We start from the raw sequence: 18779 nt of genomic DNA, 5'->3' as shown, positions 1-18779 counted from the left end.
ATGAAGATAATTTTGGCAGATGAACATTATGGTATGGAGATTGGAATTTATACATTAGGGGATTTAGTACCAGATCCCCAATCAGGGAAAACGATTCATGCAAGTGAGAGATTGAAAGAAATTATTGAAGCAGCAAGAATGGCTGATGAAGCTGGTCTGGATGTTTTTGGTGTTGGTGAACATCATCGTTTAGACTATGCGATTTCATCGCCGCCAGTTGTATTGTCTGCCATATCGCAGGTTACAAAGCGGATTAAACTGGCAAGTACCACAACTGTATTGGGAACTGTGGACCCTGTCCGGTTATTTGAAGATTTTGCTACACTGGATCTTTTATCCAACGGTCGTGCTGAAGTTATAGCAGGGCGGGGTGCTTTTGTAGAATCCTTTTCATTGTTCGGATATGATTTGGACAATTATGACGGTTTATTTGAAGAGAATATTGATTTATTTTTAAAATTAAATTCTAATGAAAAAGTGACCTGGAACGGCCATTTTCGGACGCCGTTGTTTGATGCAGAAATTGCACCTCGTCCTGTGCAAAAAGGCATTCCCTTTTGGGTAGGGGCGGGAGGTTCTCTTGAAAGCGCAGAACGTGCGGGTAAATTCGGTACGGGTTTAACCATGGCCATTCTTGGCGGAGATCCGAAACGATTTAAACCGCTTGTGGATGTATACCGCCTGACATCGAGGGAGTCCGGTCATGCGCCGGAAGATTTGAAGGTGGCTGTAACGGGACACGCGTTTATTGGGGAAACGACCCAGCAGGCGAAAGACGAATATTATCCTTATTATGCACATTACCGGGATTTTTTCAGTAAAGAGCAAGGAAGAAATCACATGAGCCGAGAAGAATTCGAACAGCTCGCCGGACCGGATACAGCATTATTTGTCGGAAGTCCTCAACAAATCATTGAAAAAATTCTAACCCAATATGAACTTTTTGGACATCAACGCTTTATTGCACAAATGGATATAGGTGGAATGCCGTTTAAAAAAGTAGCTGAAAACATTGAGTTGTTGGCAACGAAGGTAGCTCCAGTCGTTCGAAAGGAAACAAAAAATTCAAAATTGGCTGCCCAAGCTGACAAATAAACAAACCATAACCTTTAAGTGAATCTTACTGATTTATATTTTTCTATGATCGTAATAAAAAAGGTACCAGCAAAATAAATTGCTGGTACCTTTTTATTTTAATTTTAGTTTACTTATAAAAACCTTTTAGAAAAAAATGGTTTTATTGCTTGTTTTAACTAATATTATTAGTTATATTATTAATATAATTAGTGTGAGGTTGTAATGAAGATGCTTATAAATAATTCATAAGGAGGAGACAACTAAATGAGTTTGCTTGCCGGATTACAGTCTTTAAATCTGCTACTGAGATTTTTATTGGAACTGACTTCACTTTATGTGTGGGGATATTGGGGTTATAAAACGGGAAATAGTCCGTTACTTCAATGGTTACTAGCGATTGGTACTCCTTTGGTGGTCGCGGTTATTTGGGGACTAATGGGTGCTCCAAAGGCAGCTATTCAATTATCAGAACCAGTTCATTTAATTTTAGAAATCATTGTGTTTGGTTTGCCAGTCCTATTACTCGTTACAGTCGGGAAGCCAGAAATGGCCTGGATCCTGGGGAGCTTGCTTTTAGTTAATAAGCTTTTTATGTATTTCTGGAAGCAATAGAAGAGATTCATAGGAGAATTTCCCTTCTAGCGTATGTAAATTATATAATTAAATGGACGGATCAGAATATTTAAAAGGGGTAAAAACTATGGCTGATATATTTTTAAAAAGAATCTATGACCCTTATGATGAAATGGATGGTTATCGAATTTTAATTGATCGCCTTTGGCCTCGCGGAATCTCAAAGGAATCTGCAAAACTAGATGAGTGGCTGAAAGATGTGGCTCCTAGCAGCGAACTCAGGAAATGGTTTTGCCATAAACCGGAGCTTTTTGAGGAGTTCAAGTTGAGATATGTGGAAGAACTTCGGAACGATGAAGAAAAGGTACAAGGGATTAACCATATCTTCGATTTAACCTCCAATGGCCGAGTAACACTTCTTTATGGTGCAAAGGATCCAATCTTTAATCATGCCATTGTTTTACTAGAAGAATTAAAACGAAGGCTATAAAAAAATCGGCTTTGGAAGCCGATTTTTTATATTACATAAAGATAAACACAGAGAAAATGAGCTAAGCTTCCTAGTAAGATAAAAATATGAAAAATCTCGTGGAATCCCATATTTTTAAATTCCAAAAATTTAGGTTTTGCTCCGTAAATTACACCGCCAATGGTATAAAAAACACCGCCTAAAATTAATAAAAACAAACCGAACGGGTTCAAACTACCTGCAAGGGGAGAGAACACAAAAATAATCATCCAGCCCATCGCGATATAGAGTGAGGTCGAAATCCACCGCGGACATTGAAACCAAACCATTTTAAAAACAACCCCGCAAATCGCAACAGCACCAATAATCGAAAAGAGAATCCAGCCAATTTTTCCATTTAAACTAATAAAGCAAAAAGGAGTGTACGTCCCTGCGATTAACACAAAAATCATCGAATGATCGAGTCGTCTTAAGAAAGCAATCACTTTATCACGTGCGATGACCATGTGATAGGTGGCTGATGCCGAATACAGCAAAATCATGCTGACTCCAAAAATAATAACGGCGGTAATTGAAAGTGGTGATGGAGTGTTCATCGATACTTTGATGACCATTGCAAGCAGGCCGATAAACGATAAAAGGGCTCCGGCCAAATGGGTAAATCCATTGATGGGTTCACGAACATACTGATACATATTAAATCCTCCTAACGTAACACGTAGTATTGATAACTACATATAATCATATCGATAAAACATTAGCTAGTCAATGTTTATTCGTTTAGGTATAATCAAATTAGAAATTGTTGAGAACGGGGTTTTGGGATGGAAAAAATTAAAGATATTATGGATCAGCTTGAATTAAATACAAGCCTGACTTTAGAGGAAATTCCGAAGATTGATTTGTATATGGATCAGGTTATTCAATTATTTGAAAATAAATTTGGCGAGTCAAAACGGAAAGTTGACGATAAGGTTTTGACGAAAACCATGATTAATAACTATGCAAAAGGAAAACTTATTTTTCCAATACAAAATAAAAAATATTCGAAAGAACATCTCATTTTAATCAGTTTGATTTATCAACTTAAAGGAGGCCTCTCCATCAATGATATTAAGGTCACGCTCGATGAGATGAATAAAAAAATTACTATGGATGACACTGACTTAGACTCTTTTTATTCAAGCTATTTGAATCTTTCTACCCAAAATGTAGAGGATTTTGATGCGGATATTGAGGAGCGGATTAAAGCAGTAAAAGAAGAGGTAAAGGGATTGCAGGAGGAAAAGTCTCAGTATATAGAGGAAGTTTTAATGATTTCTTCATTAGTCCATATGAGTAATCTTTATCGACGAGTGGCTGAGAAGCTCGTGGATGGGATTACGGTTGAAAAAGAAGGAAAGCGCCATAGATGATTAATCTAAATGGCGCTTATTGTTTTATAGCTAGATCTGTATACTCCTTCACATTTGTGACCAACACATCTTGTATCCCTTGCCCAATCTCAACCGCTTTAGACGAAGAATTTTTAGAAACCACATTTTCAATTCGAACGGAATCAGCCTGATTGGCACCGCCGTAAACCTTTATACCGGCTCCTGCTTTTTTAAAATCGCAAAGGCTTATGTGGTTTAAAATGACCTTTCTTGCACGGTATTGAATCGCGATTACGGGGTTTCCTTTGTATTCATAGTCAGGATCACCCACAAGAGTAAAATGGTTGATGACAACATTCTCATAAGCAGAAACAACCAACCCCCTTGGTGTCGAGTCAGCGTATAAATCCGAGTAAATCGGCGCAATGGAAGCTAGATTCGTTGCCATTAGATTATAGGCCGTTTTTGACTTATTATCAGTGTTTTTGTGATGGCCGATATGGCGAAAATTAAAAGAACGGTTATCGTTCACGGAAAGATGGCCGATGATTTGCACATTTGCAGCTGCAGAGGAATTTTCATGTGCCTTACATTCAACTCCGCCAAAGCATCTAGCTGTGGAATTATTGACGAGCATAACGTCTCTAGAGCCGTCATCAATTTCAATACCATTAGAATTTGAAAAGCCTTTTTTATGAGCACGCCCGCTTGGGTCGCACATATGGGAATTCGAAATAAAGACCTTTTCGCTGTGATGGGTGGTAATTCCATCGTCGCCAAACCCGTAGCCATTCAGGTTATCCAGCCATATATAGCTGCTTCCGCCCTTGGCACGATAGCCATCCCCGGCATAATTGTACAGGGTAGAGGAAATATCAAAGCAATGGAGACCAGGATTAATCGCTTCGACATCTCGAACCCAGCCATAGGTAACATTCGCATACGTTAAACAGCTGGAATGATTACCCCAAGTGGCCGTTTTTGGAACATGACCAAGTCTTTCGACATTCCAGTCTAACGTCATGCCTTGCACAAAGAGATGGTGATTACCGCGCCAATGATTGGTGTTTGTCACAAGCCTTGTTCCTTTTGGGGCGTCACGGTGGAGTTTGATGATTGTTTTCCCTTTTCCTGCTCCAACTATGCAGGTCCAGGAGGGCAAAAGGATTCCTTTTGTTATAAAAATACCTTCTGGCACACGAACCTTAACCCGGCCAGTCCCAATCGCTTTTTTAAAGGCAGCGGTGCTATCCGTTCGCCCATCTCCGATTGCACCAAAATCGGCTACATTTACTTCTCGAGTCAGACGGCTTAATAAGTGGTTGTATTCATTATCTAGCGCCTCTTTCCACTCTGGATAAACATTTCCTGCTGCATCCATCATAATTTTAGAAGGAGCTCCGAGGTCTGTTACGGAGGACAGGGGACGAAATAGTCCAGAAAGGATTTTCTCTTGAAAAGCTTGCTTCCTTTGCACAGGAGCAGGGAGGGGAATCTTTTTCTCCGTACATTCCAAGTATAGTTTCTCAGTTTCATGCAAAACTCTTTTTAGGTCAAGCTGACCGCCATTGATTTGGCTGAGAAACTCCCCATTCCTTCTTGGATCATGATTTTTACCTAAAGTAAGCAACTAAAATTCACCTCCGTTTATTTCACAAAGTGACAGGCACCGTCCATGGAAAAAATAGAAGTTTTGTCCGTGTGGAGTGGACAGAACTTCTATTTTTTCTGATCTTCTTTATTTAGTGTCTTTATCGTGATATAAATTGTCAATATTCCAAGTGTATCGATGCCAAGATCATATAAACGGCCATCACGCCCCCAATAGAGTTGAAAAAACTCAGTGAAGAAGGCGAAGGCTACGGATATTGTAATTGACGACTTATGGCTTTTTAACAAGTTGAAAATGAGCAGGTCCATGATAGCAAAGCCAATAAAATGTCCCAGTTTGATCACAACAAAGTAGGGATGGATTAGGGCGATGTCATTAAAATTAAAGAATGATATAAAGTCTGGTGACGAGTTCCATTGAAATTCAACAGACCCGGAGTGAATCATTAATTCAAGGTTATTTGTCCAAGTATTGATCAATAGAAACAAGCCCCATAGAAGGATTGCGAAAATTTTAATAGGCTGATTATCTTTTTGGGGATCAACTATTTTGGGGGTACGTTGTTGATTCATAATTAATTCTCCTAGACTTCTTTTATCCATCATTTTTGACGGAATTTAATGGCTCTAAACAAATTATAAGGCTTTTGCAAGATGAAGTTAATGTTTGTTACTTGCTTTTTATTAGTAATTTAGAAATATAAGGAGAAAATAATAACTGGACCTTTATCGTTCCGGGATAACTGTTTTAAAAGGATTGAAAAGAAAATTTTGGTTAGTGCAGGCGATCATATCATCGTATTGAACTTTCAATTCGAATAAATTAGACATGGAAGGAAGTTGAAATTGAAGAAAAAAGTATTATTATCAGGGTTTGTAGCATTCTTTGTATTTTTATCTTTTAGTTTAGGGGTATGGGCTGCACCAAAATTATCTGTTTGGTTTAATGGTAAAGCCAAAAAAGTAAGTGTTAAAATGATTAATAAAAAAGCATATGTACCTCTTACCGACGTTGTTTCGTGGTTTGGTGGTAAAGTAAAATATGATAAAAAATCAAATAAATATATTGTTACATCTAAGGATTATCATCCAAGTGGAACTAAGCTGAAATCCTATAATGTAAATGCTGTACTTCAATCAGGGCCGATGAAAATGACCGTGAGTAAGGTTACAGTCAATCCTAGTTACAAATATGACCAATACATGCCGGCAATTAAAGCGGTGGTTTTAGATGTTAAGGTTCAAAACACATCCGCTAAAAAGGTAAATTGGTTCCCTGTACAAGGAATTTACGCTTTTAATACAGGGGAACAAATAGAGGATGCCATTTCATACTCACAACAGGTTGATGGGGAGTTCCTTGGGAATACAACAAAGAGTGGAAAGATTGTATTAAAAGTAAATAAAAGTAACCTGGATTCGATTAAATCCATACAAATACAGGTGGATGGACCATTCGATGATGAATTTATCCAATTAGGAGAAACTGTTTCATATAACTTAAAATTTAGATAGGCAAACGCCCTTCACACATTTTATTTAGTGGAGGGCTTTTTTTAATGCGATATCATCTTTGTACCAATGGATAATTAAGAAAAAAGGACAAATACTAAACGTATGTTCGGAGGTGTAATAAATGGAACAACAGGATTTTGAAAAAATTTATGAGGAATACAAACAGCAAAGTGAACAGCAGGCTCAAATAGAAGCAGGGAACAGTAATCCGAATGGGAAAGAGGAATTTGTTGCTGTTCGGAAAAATGATGATGGTGATATTATTGCGTTTAAAACCAGCACAGGCCGGGAATTGGATTACATCACTGCGTTAGAGGATGCAAAAGCAGGGAAGATCGCGCACATTGATGTTTTCCATAAGTATGGTCGGGATATTATTCGAAGTGAGCCGGATGGAATCAAAGAAAATAACTTGGATCAATTACCGGAGTTTTAAAGGGAAGACTCCAACGCAGATAAATTGACTACTTTCGCAGATAAACCCGAACTTATCGCAGATAAACTGGTGAGTATCGCAGATAAATACTAATTTAACGCAGATAAAAGCCAAATGGCTAATAAAAAAGGCAACAAAATATAAAAATTGCCCCCTAATTTGGGGGCAATTTTTAAAAACTACCTATGTGCAGCCTCATATTTATTAATTTGTTCCTCATAGCTTAATGTAACGCCGATTTCGTCCCAGCCATTTAGCAGCATTTGCTTAGGGTAGGGAGCGATATCAAACTTGATTTCAAAGCCCTCATTATCGGTAACCACTTGCTCTTCCAAGTTCACTGTTAATGAATACCCTTCAGATTCAGCCTTTTTCATAAGGGTTTGTACTTGGTCTTCGCTTGCGACAATCGCAAGGATACCATTTTTCACACAGTTGTTTTTAAAAATATCAGCATAACTTGGAGCGATGATGACCTTGAACCCGAAGTCTTGAACAGCCCACGGAGCATGCTCACGGGAAGATCCGCAGCCAAAGTTATCACCGGCAACCAAGATAGATGCACCTTGATATTGAGGCTTATTTAAAATGAAATCTTCTCTTAATTTACCTTCGTCATCAAAACGCCAGTGATAAAAAAGGAATTGGCCGAAGCCGCTGCGTTCAATACGCTTAAGAAATTGCTTCGGAATAATTTGATCTGTGTCCACATTTGTCCGGTTTAATGGACAAACAAGGCCTGTATGAATGCGTAACGGTTCCATTGATTAACCAACCTCCTGGGCAGTAAATTGACGGACATCGACGAAATGCCCAGCAACTGCAGCGGCAGCTGCCATTTCAGGGCTGACAAGATGGGTGCGTGCCCCGTTCCCTTGACGGCCTTCGAAATTCCGGTTAGAGGTAGAAGCGCAGCGTCCGCCCGGTGGAACGATGTCGTCGTTCATGGCAAGACACATACTGCAGCCAGCTTCACGCCATTCAAAACCTGCTTCGATAAACACTTGATCGATTCCTTCCTTTTCAGCCGCAAGCTTAATACTGAAGGAACCTGGTACAACTATCGCTTTAACGGATGGCTTTACTTTATGACCGCGCACCACTTCAGCGGCTTTACGTAAATCGCTTAATCTTGAATTTGTACAAGAACCAATGAAGACATGGTCAATTTCAATGCTGGAAATGGATTGGCCTGCTTCAAGACCCATATATTCAAGCGCGCGTTTGATTTCATCTTGTTCACTTGCCTTTACAGCGTCGTCAGGATTTGGAACAGAAGCCGTAATTGGAAGGCACATGCCAGGATTTGTTCCCCAAGTTACTTGCGGCTCTACATCAGCAGCTTCAATTTCAACAACCGCATCATAAGTAGCTCCCTCATCTGATGCAAGTGCACGCCATCTTTCAACGGCTTTTTCAAATTCCTCGCCCTGTGGAACATTACGTCTGCCTTTTAAGTATTCGAATGTAGTTTCATCAGGGGTAATTAATCCCGCTCTTGCTCCGGCTTCGATGGACATGTTACAAACAGTCATCCGTTCTTCCATAGAAAGGTTGCGAATCGCTTCGCCAGTGTATTCCATTACATAGCCTGTACCAAACTGAACACCAAATTTACCGATGATAGCAAGGATCAAGTCTTTTGCAGTTACTCCTGTGCCTAGCTTGCCATTTACTTTAACATTTAAAGTTTTAGGAGGAGCCTGCCAAAGCGTTTGAGTTGCTAAAACATGCTCAACCTCACTTGTTCCGATACCAAACGCCAAGGCCCCAAAGGCACCGTGAGTAGAGGTATGGCTGTCACCGCAGACAATGGTTTTACCAGGCTGTGTTAAGCCAAGTTCTGGACCAATGACGTGAACAATCCCATTATCAGGGTGGTTGATGCCTGCAAGGGTAACACCGAATTCCTCACAGTTTTTCACTAATGTATCCATTTGAGTTTTTGAAATTGGATCTTTGATTACTTCGCGGTTGCGCGTTGGAACGTTATGGTCCATTGTTGCATAAGTTAGGTCAGGGCGGCGTACTTTGCGGCCGTTCATTCGTAATCCCTCAAATGCTTGAGGAGAAGTTACTTCGTGAACAAGGTGCAAATCAATATACAATAAATCAGGTTTGCCGTCTTCCTGATGTACTACATGCTGTTCCCAAATTTTTTGAATAATATTTTTTGGTTTTTGCATAATTTCCTTCCTCAACGTTCATATTTTTTAGGCAATTATTTGCCTTTTGACTAAAAATCTGATTTTTAAAAATATGGGTTCGGCCCCGGTAACCGAGTCCAAACCCATAGCTTTTCTTACACGTAACAGCTCATGATACATTTTGAGGCATTTTGTGATTGAATAAAATCAACAATTAGCTTCGCCATTTCCCAGGTGCCGACAAGGCGTCCTTCACTTACTTGTAAGTCAGCTGTATGGTAGCCTGCATCAAGTACTGATTGAACAGCTTCTTCAATTAATTTCGCTTCATCTTCTAATCCAAAAGAGTAGCGGAGTAATAAGGCAGCGGATAAAATGGCTGCAATCGGATTCGCAACCCCTTTACCGGCGATGTCCGGTGCAGATCCATGAACTGGTTCGTAAAGACCAACACCATCTTCACGTAAGCTGGCAGAAGGGAGCATTCCAAGAGAACCAGTTAATACGGATGCTTCATCACTTAAAATATCGCCAAACATATTCTCGGTAACGATCACGTCAAATTCGGTTGGATTGGTAATTAACTTCATGGCAGTTGAATCCACTAGGGCATGCTCAACGACAACATTTGGATATTGAGCCTTTTTCTCTTCTACAATTTCGCGCCATAGCTTACTGGACTCAAGCACATTTGCTTTATCGACAGAGGTTAGATGCCCGCGGCGCTGCTCGGCAGCTTGAAAGGCTTTATCTACAATTCTCTCAATTTCTCTGCGGGAATAGGCAAGTGTATCAACAACAGTTTGGCCTCCGTCCCGGCGTTCGCTTGGCGTCCCAAAATATAGACCGCCTGTTAACTCACGGACAATTAAAAGGTCACTGCCTGTAATCACTTCTTCTTTAAGAGGGGAGGCATGTAGTAGATTTTTGAACCCTTTGATTGGTCTTAAATTTGCATATAGATCAAGCGCCTTGCGAATTCCCAGCAATCCTCTTTCAGGCCGTAAATGGGAGGGATTTTGGTCCCATTTTGGACCACCAACGGCTCCTAATAGAACAGCATCTGCTTGCATACAAGCATCAACGGTTGATTGCGGCAGGGGAGTTCCGTGCAAATCAATGGCCGCTCCTCCGATATCATGGCTTTCGAAGCTGAAAGTATGATTAAATTCTTCAGCTATGGCACTTAATACATCTTTTGCAGATTCAACAACTTCCTTACCGATTCCATCACCTGGAAGCAAAACAATTCGTTTATTCATTAAGAGCAACCTCCTCATTTTATTTTGACACCAAAAGAGTTGTTGGTAAGCGCCGCAAAGGCGGCACTTACACTTTTTCTAGAGCTGTCTTGGTATTATGCGTTTGCTGGTTCTTTTAAGGCAATCTGTTGATTAAAAAATACACGGTTTACTGCGTTCAAAAAGGCTTTTCCTGCTGCTTCTAAAACATCCTGAGCAGAACCGCGTCCACTGACAGGGGTACCGTTAACGGTCATTTTTACGTGAACTTCAGCTAAAGCATCGCGACCTTTGCCGACAGAGCTCAAGTTAAAATCAGTAAGATGAATTTTTTCTTCAATTAATGCCTCAAGCGTGTTGTATAATGCTTCGACGCTTCCGCTGCCAGTACGGGCTGTTTCTACTCTGTTTCCATCAGGAGTTGTAAGGGCAACTGTAGCGGTAGGTAAGTTCCCAGATCCGCTCTGAACTTGGAAAGCAACAAGCTCATATTTTTTTACATCGATAGAAGCTGTTTGAATATCTAGTAAAATGGTATATAAATCTTCATCCGTTACTTCTTTTTTCTTATCGGTTAGTTGTTTAAAGGATTGGAACGCTTCGTTCAGCTTTTCATGAGATAGCTCAAAGCCCATTTGCTCAATTTTGTCTTTAAACGCATGGCGTCCGGAATGTTTTCCAAGGACTAAGTCGTTCGATCCGACTCCTACTAATTCAGGAGTAATAATTTCATAGGTTTGGGCATTTTTTAAGACGCCATCCTGGTGAATTCCTGATTCATGGGCAAAAGCATTTTTTCCGACAACTGCTTTATTCGGAGGGACCTTCATACCTGTGAAACGGCTGACTAAGTCACTTGTACGTTTAATTTCCTTTAAAACCAAGTTGGTTGTGTAAGGATATTTATCACCACGAATATTTAAAGCAACGCCTATCTCTTCTAATGCGGCATTACCGGCGCGTTCCCCGATTCCGTTAATCGTACCTTCAATCTGTGTAACGCCGTTTTCGATGGCAGCCAGTGAATTGGCAACAGCCATTCCTAAGTCATCGTGACAGTGGCAGGATAATGCTGCTTTATGAATATTTGGCACATTTTCGCGAATATAGCGGAACATGCGGCCGTATTCTTCAGGAGTTGTATAACCCACCGTATCTGGAAGATTGATAACTGTAGCTCCAGCATCAATTACGTTTGTAATAATCTTTACAAGAAAATCAAGGTCAGAACGGGAAGCATCCTCAGCCGACCATTCAATATGTGGAAATCTCTTTTTAGCATAACTTACCATCTCGACCGCCGTTTGCACGACTTGATCAGGCGTTTTCATTAATTTGTATTGCATATGGATAGGGGAGGTTGCAATGAAAACATGCAATCTAGGTTCTGCTGCATCTTTTAAAGCATCCCACGCAATGTCAATGTCCGATTTCATTGCTCGTGCCAAGCCGGTAACTGATGAGTTTTTGATGGTTCTGGCAATGGCTCTTACTGCTTCGAAATCACCTTGTGAGGAAGCCGGGAAGCCGGCCTCCATAATGTCAACGCCAAACCGTTCTAGCTGTCTGGCAATCTCTAATTTTTCAAGCTGGTTTAAATTAACACCAGGGGACTGTTCGCCATCACGTAGTGTTGTATCAAAGATGTTAACGTGAACCATTTACCGCCACTTCCTTTTTCTCGTTTACAGGTTTGTTTTTAATAAATGGCATTAATGCACGAAGCTCGCGGCCAACTTTTTCAATTTGATGGTTGTTTTCTGCACGATTAATTGCGTTAAATTGTGGGCGGTTTGTTTGGTTCTCTAAGATCCAGCCCTGAGCAAATTTACCAGTTTGGATATCTTTTAATACATCTTTCATGCGTGCTTTTGTATCTTCGTTTACTACGCGTGGTCCAGATACGAAATCTCCCCATTGAGCAGTGTCAGAGATAGAATAACGCATGTTTTCAAGTCCTCCTTCATATAGAAGGTCAACGATTAATTTCAATTCATGTAAACACTCAAAGTAAGCAACCTCTGGCTGGTAACCAGCTTCTACAAGCGTTTCGAAACCAGCTTTGATTAGGGCAGTAGTACCGCCGCAAAGAACGGCTTGCTCACCGAATAGATCTGTTTCAGTTTCTTCTTGGAATGTTGTTTCTAATACACCTGCACGAGCAGAACCAATTCCTTTTGCATAAGCAAGTGCTAGATTACGAGCTTCGCCAGTATAGTCTTGGTATACAGCATATAGAGCTGGAACTCCGGCACCCTCAGTGTAAGTACGACGAACTAAGTGTCCTGGTCCTTTTGGAGCTACTAGGAATACGTCTACATCTGCAGGTGGTACGATTTGTGAAAAATGAATGTTGAAACCGTGAGCAAACACTAGGGCATTACCAGGTTGTAAGTTATCTTTAATGCTTTCTTCATAAACTTTTGGCTGCATTTCATCTGGAAGTAAAACCATTACTACATCTGCAGCAGCAGTTGCTTCAGCAACAGAGGTAACTTCAACGCCATCTTCTACTGCTTTATCGTATGATTTTCCTTTTCTTAAACCAACAACCACATCAAAGCCGCTTTCCTTTAAGTTAAGAGCATGTGCGTGTCCTTGTGAACCATAACCGATTACTGCAATTTTCTTTCCTTGTAAAACCTCTGCTTGAATATCTCCGTTATATAATACCTTTACCATTTAATATCATCCTTCCAAGTATAGTAGTTTATTTTAATAGTGAATATGTTGCTAGCTCGTTAAGTTGTGGCTGATGCCCACGTAAAAAGGCAGTCAGGCCGGTTCTTGCAATTTCTTTAATGCCATAAGGGCGAAGTAATTCAATCAATGCATCAATTTTTTCCGGCTTACCGGTAATTTGGACAGCTAAGCTATCTTTACTTACGTCAATAATCACTGCACGGAACGGATCAATAATGCCATTTATCTCACTTCGTAGCTGTGAACTGCTTGCTACTTTTATTAAAGCTAGTTCCCGTGCGACGATAGCTTTGTCGGTAATATCGGAAACTTTTAAAACATCAATTTGTTTGTTTAATTGCTTTGTAACTTGCTCGAGACGCTGTTCATCTTCAATCTCAACCACAAGGGTCATTTTGGAGATTCCCTCGACTTCAGTTTTTCCGACTGAAATACTTTCAATATTAAATTGACGTCTGAGCAAAAGGCCAGTTACACGGTTTAGCACGCCTGAGCGATCCTGAACCGTTGCTGTTATAATACGTTTCATGGTTTCACCCCAATCATTTCATGTAAACCTTTCCCTGGAGCGACCATTGGGAACACTAATTCCTTTTGAAGGACTCGGCAATCCAGAAGAACAGGACCATCATAAGCAAATACTTCAGGAAGTGCTGCAATAAGTTCTTCTTGAGAATCAATTCTCATGCCTCGGATAGAATAACTGTCAGCAAGCTTTACGAAATCTGGCTGTACCGGAAGCAGGGATTCGGAAATACGATTATCATATTGTAATTCCTGCCACTGACGAACCATTCCAAGAGCCCCATTATTAACAAGGATAATTTTAACCGGCAAGTTTCTTTCTTGGATGACCGATAATTCTTGAAGGGTCATTTGGAAACCACCATCTCCGACAATCGCTACCACTGTACTTTCTGGTGATGCCAACTGTGCCCCAATTGCAGCAGGGAAACCGAAGCCCATTGTTCCAAGGCCGCCGGAGGTGATCCAGCGATGTGGATGATTGAATGTATAGTACTGTGCAGCCCACATTTGATGCTGACCAACATCAGTAGCGACAATCGCTTCACCATTTGTTACTTTATGAACAGCTTCAATGAGCCATTGCGGGCACATACCGTTTGGACTATGTTTATACCATAGTGGATATTCCGCTTTATACTTTGCAAGTTTTTCTAGCCATTCCTCAGCTTGTGGTGAGTCAACTTCTTCCGCCAATAATTCGCTTAATGCTTCTTTTGCATCGGAAACAATTGGTATTTGTGTTGGAACATTCTTTCCAATTTCCGCCGGATCGATATCGATATGAGCGACCCTTGCATCTGGTGCGAAGTGTTTAAGGTTTCCAGTAAGTCTGTCATCAAAGCGTGCTCCGAAGTTGATAAGTAAATCAGTTTCATATAGAGCCATATTAGCAACATAAGTTCCATGCATGCCGGCCATTCCAAGTGATAGAGGGCTGTTAGCAGGGAAGCTTCCTAACCCAAGCAGGGTGGTTACGACTGGCAAATTGTGTTTTGTTGCAAAGGCTGTCAGTTCAGCTGAAGCCTTTCCATGAAGTACACCGGCTCCGGCAAGAATTACAGGCTTCTTCGCTTTAGAAAGTGCATCAGCCAGTTTTTTAATTTGCAGCGGATTTGGCTTCGTTGTTGGCTGATAGCCCGGTAATTGAATCTCAGTTTCTTCCTGTTCACTTAAAGAAGTGACTTGTTGAATATCCTTTGGTATATCGACTAAGACTGGACCAGGCCGGCCAGTAGAAGCAATATGAAAGGCCTCCTTAACGATTCTTGGTAAATCAGAAATCGATTGCACTTGGTAATTATGTTTTGTAATTGGAGTAGTGATAGCCACAACATCAGCCTCTTGGAAGGCATCTGTTCCAATCACGCTTCGTGCAACCTGCCCGGTGAAAACAACGAGCGGTAAGGAATCCATCATGGCATCTGCAATTCCTGTAACAAGGTTGGTTGCCCCAGGTCCTGAAGTTGCAAGGACTACACCAGGTTTTCCTGTAACTCGGGCATACCCTTCTGCAGCATGGATCATACCTTGTTCGTGGCGGAAAAGAATGTGCTTAATTGAGTTTTGAGCCCGCCAGATTGCATCATAAATTGGTAGGACAGCACCTCCGGGATACCCAAAAATTGTGTCAACACCCTCTTTAATTAATAAATCAATGAGAAGGTCTGCACCTGTTAATGGTGCGGTACTAGTTTGGAATTCCGGTTTTGCTTCAACTTTCACGTCGTAATCCCTCCTTAGGGTTATTTGAATATTTTAAAAACTTAGCATGCAGTTTTGCGTTAAGCCGAACCTTCAATCGGATATAATCAAAGTAAAAAGCCCTTTTCCCTCCGAATAAACTGCAATTAATAGAAATAAAGCAGAGTAATCGGGGAGAAAAGGGCCTTCATTTTCTCGGTACCACCCGGTTTCACAGTATCCTTACGAATACTGCCTTATGAAGCGATATTAAATGGATTAACGCTTCTTTTAGTAACAGGTGTCTAAGATTTAACACCCGATTGAACCTACTAGACCTAAGCCGTTCAGCCCAACACTCAGGGATGATGTCAGAATAAGTTGTATTGCCGGGCTCACAGCAACCCCGACTCTCTGAAAATACAAGTTTCTTATTCTTTTATTCCCGTCATCGATTTATAAATATTCCGTTGTCAATATGGTTTTAGCACCTTTACTTCTCTTCGGAAGGGGAGGGGTACTAATCAATCCCTTGGAATTTAACTAACTTAGATTTTCATGACTCCGCCTGTGTTAGCAGAGGTAACAAGTTTTGCATATTTTGCAAGATAACCAGATTTGATTTTTGGCTCCGGTTTTTGCCAAGAGCGGCGTCTTTCCGCTAATACTTCATCATCTACGAGAAGATCAATCGAACGTTCTTGTAAATTAATTAAAATTTTGTCACCATTTTGCACTAGGGCGATTGGGCCGCCTTCAGCAGCTTCCGGTGAAATATGTCCAATGGAGATACCTCGACTTGCACCAGAGAAACGGCCGTCTGTTATCAAGGCTACTTCCTTATCTAACCCTCTTCCGGCAATCGCGGAGGTAGGAGCGAGCATTTCCGGCATTCCCGGACCGCCTTTTGGACCTTCATAACGGATTACAACAACATGACCTGCTTGAACCGTTCCATTATTAATGTTTTCCTGCGCTTCATCCTGGGATTCAAAAACAATGGCTTCACCCAAGAATGTTTTAATTGAAGGATCAACAGCTCCTACTTTGATGACACCGCCATCTGGGGCAATGTTTCCGTATAGGATGGATAGTCCGCCCACGGGGCTGTATGGATTATCTTTTGTCCGAATAACTTTTTCATCGGTAATGACTGCATCTTTTACATTCTCAGCTAATGTTTTTCCTGTTATTGAAATGCAATCCTTATTAAGCGCTCCCTCAACCTTACAAAGTTCATTAAGGATGGCGCTAATTCCACCAGCCCGATGAACATCATCCATTGAATAATTAGATGCTGGCATGATTTTTGCGAGATAAGGAACCTTTTCTGCAATTTTATTAATATCACGTAAGTCGTATTCAATACCGGCCTCATGAGCGATTGCCAAGGTATGTAATACCGTATTGGTGGATCCTCCCATGGCCATATCCAATGCGAATGCATTATCAATTGCTTCTCTTGTTATGATATCGCGTGGGCGGATATCTTTTTTCACTAATTTAATCAAATGCTTTGCAGCTTGACGAATCAATTCATGTCTTTCTTCGGAGGTTGCCACAATCGTTCCATTCCCAGGAACCGTCATTCCAAGTACTTCCATCAGACAGTTCATTGAGTTCGCTGTAAACATCCCTGAACAAGAACCACATGTTGGACAGGCACTTGTTTCAATTTCATATAACTCCTGTTCGGTCATGGTACCTTTATGATAGGCTCCAACACCCTCGAAAACAGATGTTAAAGAAAGGTTTTCTCCGGAAGAGGTTTTTCCCGCTTCCATTGGTCCACCTGAAACAAAGACTGATGGGACATTGGTTCTGGCAGCTGCCATCAACATTCCCGGTGTGATTTTGTCACAGTTTGGAATATAAAACACACCATCAAACCAGTGTGCGTTTATTACTGTTTCGGCACTATCAGCGATGATTTCCCTGCTTGGAAGGGAGTATCTCATCCCGATATGTCCCATTGCAATACCATCATCAACGCCGATGGTATTAAATTCAAAAGGTATTCCGCCTGCCTCACGAATGGCTTCTTTCACAATCTCACCGAAATGATTAAGGTGTCTGTGACCAGGGATAATATCAATATAGGAGTTACATACACCGATGAACGGCTTGTCAAGATCACTCACTTTTACCCCAGTTGCGTATAATAGGCTGCGGTGGGGAGCACGGTCAATCCCCTTTTTAATCATATCGCTGCGCATATTTTCGCGCCTCCTAACTTACAATTGCGTGGTTTGCAGCAGATGGATAATAAGCGACTCCGTCTGTTGTAACAATTCATCTAAATTCTTATCATTCATATTTTAAAAATGGTTGTAAATGATCAGCCTGACTCCTTCTATTTATAGAAGAATGTAAAAGGCTGTGTTCAACTTATCACTTTCGTATAAGTTTTATTGTCAGTTATCATAACTCCATTTGTATACATGGTCAACATAAAAATCTGACAATTCAAACTAATCGTAAAAGCTGGTAGCGTTTACAATGTTGTAACGATAAGGAAAACCCAAGAATAAAAAAATTTTAAAAATTTTTATTTCACACTCTTTTTTGATAATAGCGGGAGAAAAACGAGAGGAATTTATGGGGTTATAAAGGAAAAAATGGCAGTCAGTGATACATTTTTACTAATGATAAATCATCCTGTTTTTTACCATTTTTATTATTTTAGAATTGTTAATTATATGATTTTGCAAGGTATTCATACACTTCTCTTAAATTTTTAAACCCCATCTCTTGTGCTTTATTTAAATAAAACCCCCAAATTTGAGCAGTCATCATCGCATCTCCCAGTGCATGGTGGCGGTTTTTTATCTCAATTCCACATTTTTGGCAGATATCATCAAGTGAGAACGATTTCCATTGTGGATTGGATAATCGGATCAGAAAAGATGTATCGATGATTCGATGGACAAATCTTATTTTTAGGTGATCCCAGCAGCTTTTTTGCATAAAGGCTTTTTCATGTTTGGAGTGATGGGCTACAAGAATATCCTTTTTAATAAACTGATAGAATTGGAGTAACACTTCTTTCCCATCGGGGGCGTTTTGTAGTTCATCAGTTTGTATCTTGGTTAATAAAGAAATTTCATCGGAGATAGGGTGTTCAGATTTTAAAAGGGTATAAAAAGTTTGATTCGAAATAATCGTAGTCCCTTTCATTTTAACAGCTCCAATGGAAAGGATCCGGTCTCCCTTTTCAGGGAAAAAGCCCGATGTTTCCAAGTCAAAAACTGTAAAATTTAATTCATGCAAGGGAACGTCCAAGATTTTAGTATCTTTCATTTCTTTTTGCAGGTTTCTTATAAAAGATAATTGTTGCAGATTATGCGTATCTTGGAATCCTGTGTAAAAGTTTGAACCCAGTTTTCCTGATATTTGCTTAAAGTATTGAATCATTTCATTCAT

The 18779-nt window shown here is 40.4% G+C and carries 18 protein-coding genes; 6 read left to right on the top strand and 12 right to left on the bottom strand.

The annotated features are described in order from the left end of the window. The 3 genes from E2K98_RS17695 to E2K98_RS17685 all read left to right on the top strand — a co-directional run bounded on the left by E2K98_RS17695 (position 1) and on the right by E2K98_RS17685 (position 2140). The gene (locus E2K98_RS17695) at positions 1–1095 is read left to right on the top strand and encodes an LLM class flavin-dependent oxidoreductase (protein ID WP_208025382.1); all 1095 of its coding nucleotides are present in this window, start codon (positions 1–3) and stop codon (positions 1093–1095) included. A gap of 246 nt (positions 1096–1341) precedes the next feature. Continuing rightward, positions 1342–1689: a YrdB family protein gene (locus tag E2K98_RS17690; RefSeq protein WP_133336406.1), complete on the top strand. Its 348-nt coding sequence runs from the start codon at positions 1342–1344 to the stop codon at positions 1687–1689. A gap of 88 nt (positions 1690–1777) precedes the next feature. Continuing rightward, on the top strand, positions 1778–2140 hold the full coding sequence (locus E2K98_RS17685; RefSeq protein WP_133336404.1) for a DUF488 domain-containing protein: 363 nt from the start codon (positions 1778–1780) through the stop codon (positions 2138–2140). Between the two features lie 26 nt (positions 2141–2166). Here E2K98_RS17685 and trhA read toward each other — a convergent pair whose 3' ends face one another. After that, on the bottom strand, positions 2167–2814 hold the full coding sequence (trhA, locus tag E2K98_RS17680; protein WP_133336402.1) for a PAQR family membrane homeostasis protein TrhA: 648 nt from the start codon (positions 2812–2814) through the stop codon (positions 2167–2169). A gap of 129 nt (positions 2815–2943) precedes the next feature. Here trhA and E2K98_RS17675 point away from each other — a divergent pair, with 129 nt between their 5' ends. Continuing rightward, positions 2944–3534, top strand: a complete 591-nt coding sequence (locus tag E2K98_RS17675; RefSeq protein WP_133336400.1) for a DUF1836 domain-containing protein — start codon at positions 2944–2946, stop codon at positions 3532–3534. Positions 3535–3550: 16 nt separating this feature from the next. On the opposite strand, the gene E2K98_RS17670 is transcribed toward E2K98_RS17675, so the two are convergent. Both E2K98_RS17670 and E2K98_RS17665 read right to left on the bottom strand, forming a co-directional pair. Next, positions 3551–5125, bottom strand: coding sequence for a glycosyl hydrolase family 28-related protein (locus E2K98_RS17670; protein ID WP_208025381.1), 1575 nt, complete (start codon positions 5123–5125; stop codon positions 3551–3553). Between the two features lie 89 nt (positions 5126–5214). Beyond that, the gene (locus tag E2K98_RS17665; RefSeq protein WP_133336398.1) at positions 5215–5679 is read right to left on the bottom strand and encodes a VanZ family protein; all 465 of its coding nucleotides are present in this window, start codon (positions 5677–5679) and stop codon (positions 5215–5217) included. A gap of 273 nt (positions 5680–5952) precedes the next feature. On the opposite strand from E2K98_RS17665, the gene E2K98_RS17660 reads away from it, so the two are divergent. Both E2K98_RS17660 and E2K98_RS17655 read left to right on the top strand, forming a co-directional pair. Further along, positions 5953–6621, top strand: a complete 669-nt coding sequence (locus E2K98_RS17660; RefSeq protein WP_133336396.1) for a hypothetical protein — start codon at positions 5953–5955, stop codon at positions 6619–6621. A 121-nt stretch (positions 6622–6742) separates the two neighbouring features. After that, positions 6743–7057 (top strand): DUF3892 domain-containing protein, encoded by a 315-nt coding sequence (locus tag E2K98_RS17655; RefSeq protein WP_133336394.1) that lies wholly within the window; start codon positions 6743–6745, stop codon positions 7055–7057. Between the two features lie 179 nt (positions 7058–7236). Here the strand turns inward: E2K98_RS17655 and leuD are convergent, their stop codons facing one another. The 9 genes from leuD to E2K98_RS17610 all read right to left on the bottom strand — a co-directional run bounded on the left by leuD (position 7237) and on the right by E2K98_RS17610 (position 18779). Continuing rightward, entirely contained in the window at positions 7237–7821 is a 585-nt protein-coding gene (gene leuD / locus E2K98_RS17650) for a 3-isopropylmalate dehydratase small subunit (RefSeq protein ID WP_133336392.1), read from the bottom strand. Positions 7822–7824: 3 nt separating this feature from the next. Then, complete coding sequence (gene leuC, locus E2K98_RS17645; RefSeq protein WP_133336389.1) at positions 7825–9243, bottom strand: 3-isopropylmalate dehydratase large subunit; 1419 nt, start codon at positions 9241–9243, stop codon at positions 7825–7827. Between the two features lie 116 nt (positions 9244–9359). Further along, positions 9360–10466 (bottom strand): 3-isopropylmalate dehydrogenase, encoded by a 1107-nt coding sequence (gene leuB, locus E2K98_RS17640; RefSeq protein WP_133336387.1) that lies wholly within the window; start codon positions 10464–10466, stop codon positions 9360–9362. Positions 10467–10561: 95 nt separating this feature from the next. After that, positions 10562–12106, bottom strand: coding sequence for a 2-isopropylmalate synthase (locus tag E2K98_RS17635; RefSeq protein WP_133336385.1), 1545 nt, complete (start codon positions 12104–12106; stop codon positions 10562–10564). Next, positions 12093–13127: a ketol-acid reductoisomerase gene (ilvC, locus tag E2K98_RS17630; protein ID WP_133336383.1), complete on the bottom strand. Its 1035-nt coding sequence runs from the start codon at positions 13125–13127 to the stop codon at positions 12093–12095. Before ilvC ends, E2K98_RS17635 begins: the two co-directional genes overlap by 14 nt. Before the next feature lie 28 nt (positions 13128–13155). Beyond that, positions 13156–13677, bottom strand: coding sequence for an acetolactate synthase small subunit (gene ilvN, locus E2K98_RS17625; RefSeq protein ID WP_133336381.1), 522 nt, complete (start codon positions 13675–13677; stop codon positions 13156–13158). Beyond that, positions 13674–15398, bottom strand: coding sequence for an acetolactate synthase large subunit (ilvB, locus tag E2K98_RS17620; RefSeq protein ID WP_133336379.1), 1725 nt, complete (start codon positions 15396–15398; stop codon positions 13674–13676). Before ilvB ends, ilvN begins: the two co-directional genes overlap by 4 nt. Before the next feature lie 506 nt (positions 15399–15904). Next, entirely contained in the window at positions 15905–17572 is a 1668-nt protein-coding gene (ilvD, locus tag E2K98_RS17615) for a dihydroxy-acid dehydratase (RefSeq protein WP_133336377.1), read from the bottom strand. Positions 17573–18047: 475 nt separating this feature from the next. After that, a complete protein-coding gene (locus E2K98_RS17610) occupies positions 18048–18779 on the bottom strand; it encodes an exonuclease domain-containing protein (protein WP_235824853.1) in 732 nt (243 codons plus the stop codon).

The sequence above is a fragment of the Bacillus salipaludis genome (genome assembly GCF_004358205.1).
This window is presented reverse-complemented; position numbering and strand designations above follow the sequence as displayed.

Coding starts and splice junctions, on each gene's coding strand:
- E2K98_RS17695 (WP_208025382.1), top strand. CDS start 1: ATGAAGATAATTTTGGCAGATGAACATTATGGTATGGAGATTGGAATT.
- E2K98_RS17690 (WP_133336406.1), top strand. CDS start 1,342: ATGAGTTTGCTTGCCGGATTACAGTCTTTAAATCTGCTACTGAGATTT.
- E2K98_RS17685 (WP_133336404.1), top strand. CDS start 1,778: ATGGCTGATATATTTTTAAAAAGAATCTATGACCCTTATGATGAAATG.
- trhA (WP_133336402.1), bottom strand. CDS start 2,814: ATGTATCAGTATGTTCGTGAACCCATCAATGGATTTACCCATTTGGCC.
- E2K98_RS17675 (WP_133336400.1), top strand. CDS start 2,944: ATGGAAAAAATTAAAGATATTATGGATCAGCTTGAATTAAATACAAGC.
- E2K98_RS17665 (WP_133336398.1), bottom strand. CDS start 5,679: ATGAATCAACAACGTACCCCCAAAATAGTTGATCCCCAAAAAGATAAT.
- E2K98_RS17655 (WP_133336394.1), top strand. CDS start 6,743: ATGGAACAACAGGATTTTGAAAAAATTTATGAGGAATACAAACAGCAA.
- leuD (WP_133336392.1), bottom strand. CDS start 7,821: ATGGAACCGTTACGCATTCATACAGGCCTTGTTTGTCCATTAAACCGG.
- leuC (WP_133336389.1), bottom strand. CDS start 9,243: ATGCAAAAACCAAAAAATATTATTCAAAAAATTTGGGAACAGCATGTA.
- leuB (WP_133336387.1), bottom strand. CDS start 10,466: ATGAATAAACGAATTGTTTTGCTTCCAGGTGATGGAATCGGTAAGGAA.
- E2K98_RS17635 (WP_133336385.1), bottom strand. CDS start 12,106: ATGGTTCACGTTAACATCTTTGATACAACACTACGTGATGGCGAACAG.
- ilvC (WP_133336383.1), bottom strand. CDS start 13,127: ATGGTAAAGGTATTATATAACGGAGATATTCAAGCAGAGGTTTTACAA.
- ilvN (WP_133336381.1), bottom strand. CDS start 13,677: ATGAAACGTATTATAACAGCAACGGTTCAGGATCGCTCAGGCGTGCTA.
- ilvD (WP_133336377.1), bottom strand. CDS start 17,572: ATGCGCAGCGATATGATTAAAAAGGGGATTGACCGTGCTCCCCACCGC.
- E2K98_RS17610 (WP_235824853.1), bottom strand. CDS start 18,779: ATGAATGAAATGATTCAATACTTTAAGCAAATATCAGGAAAACTGGGT.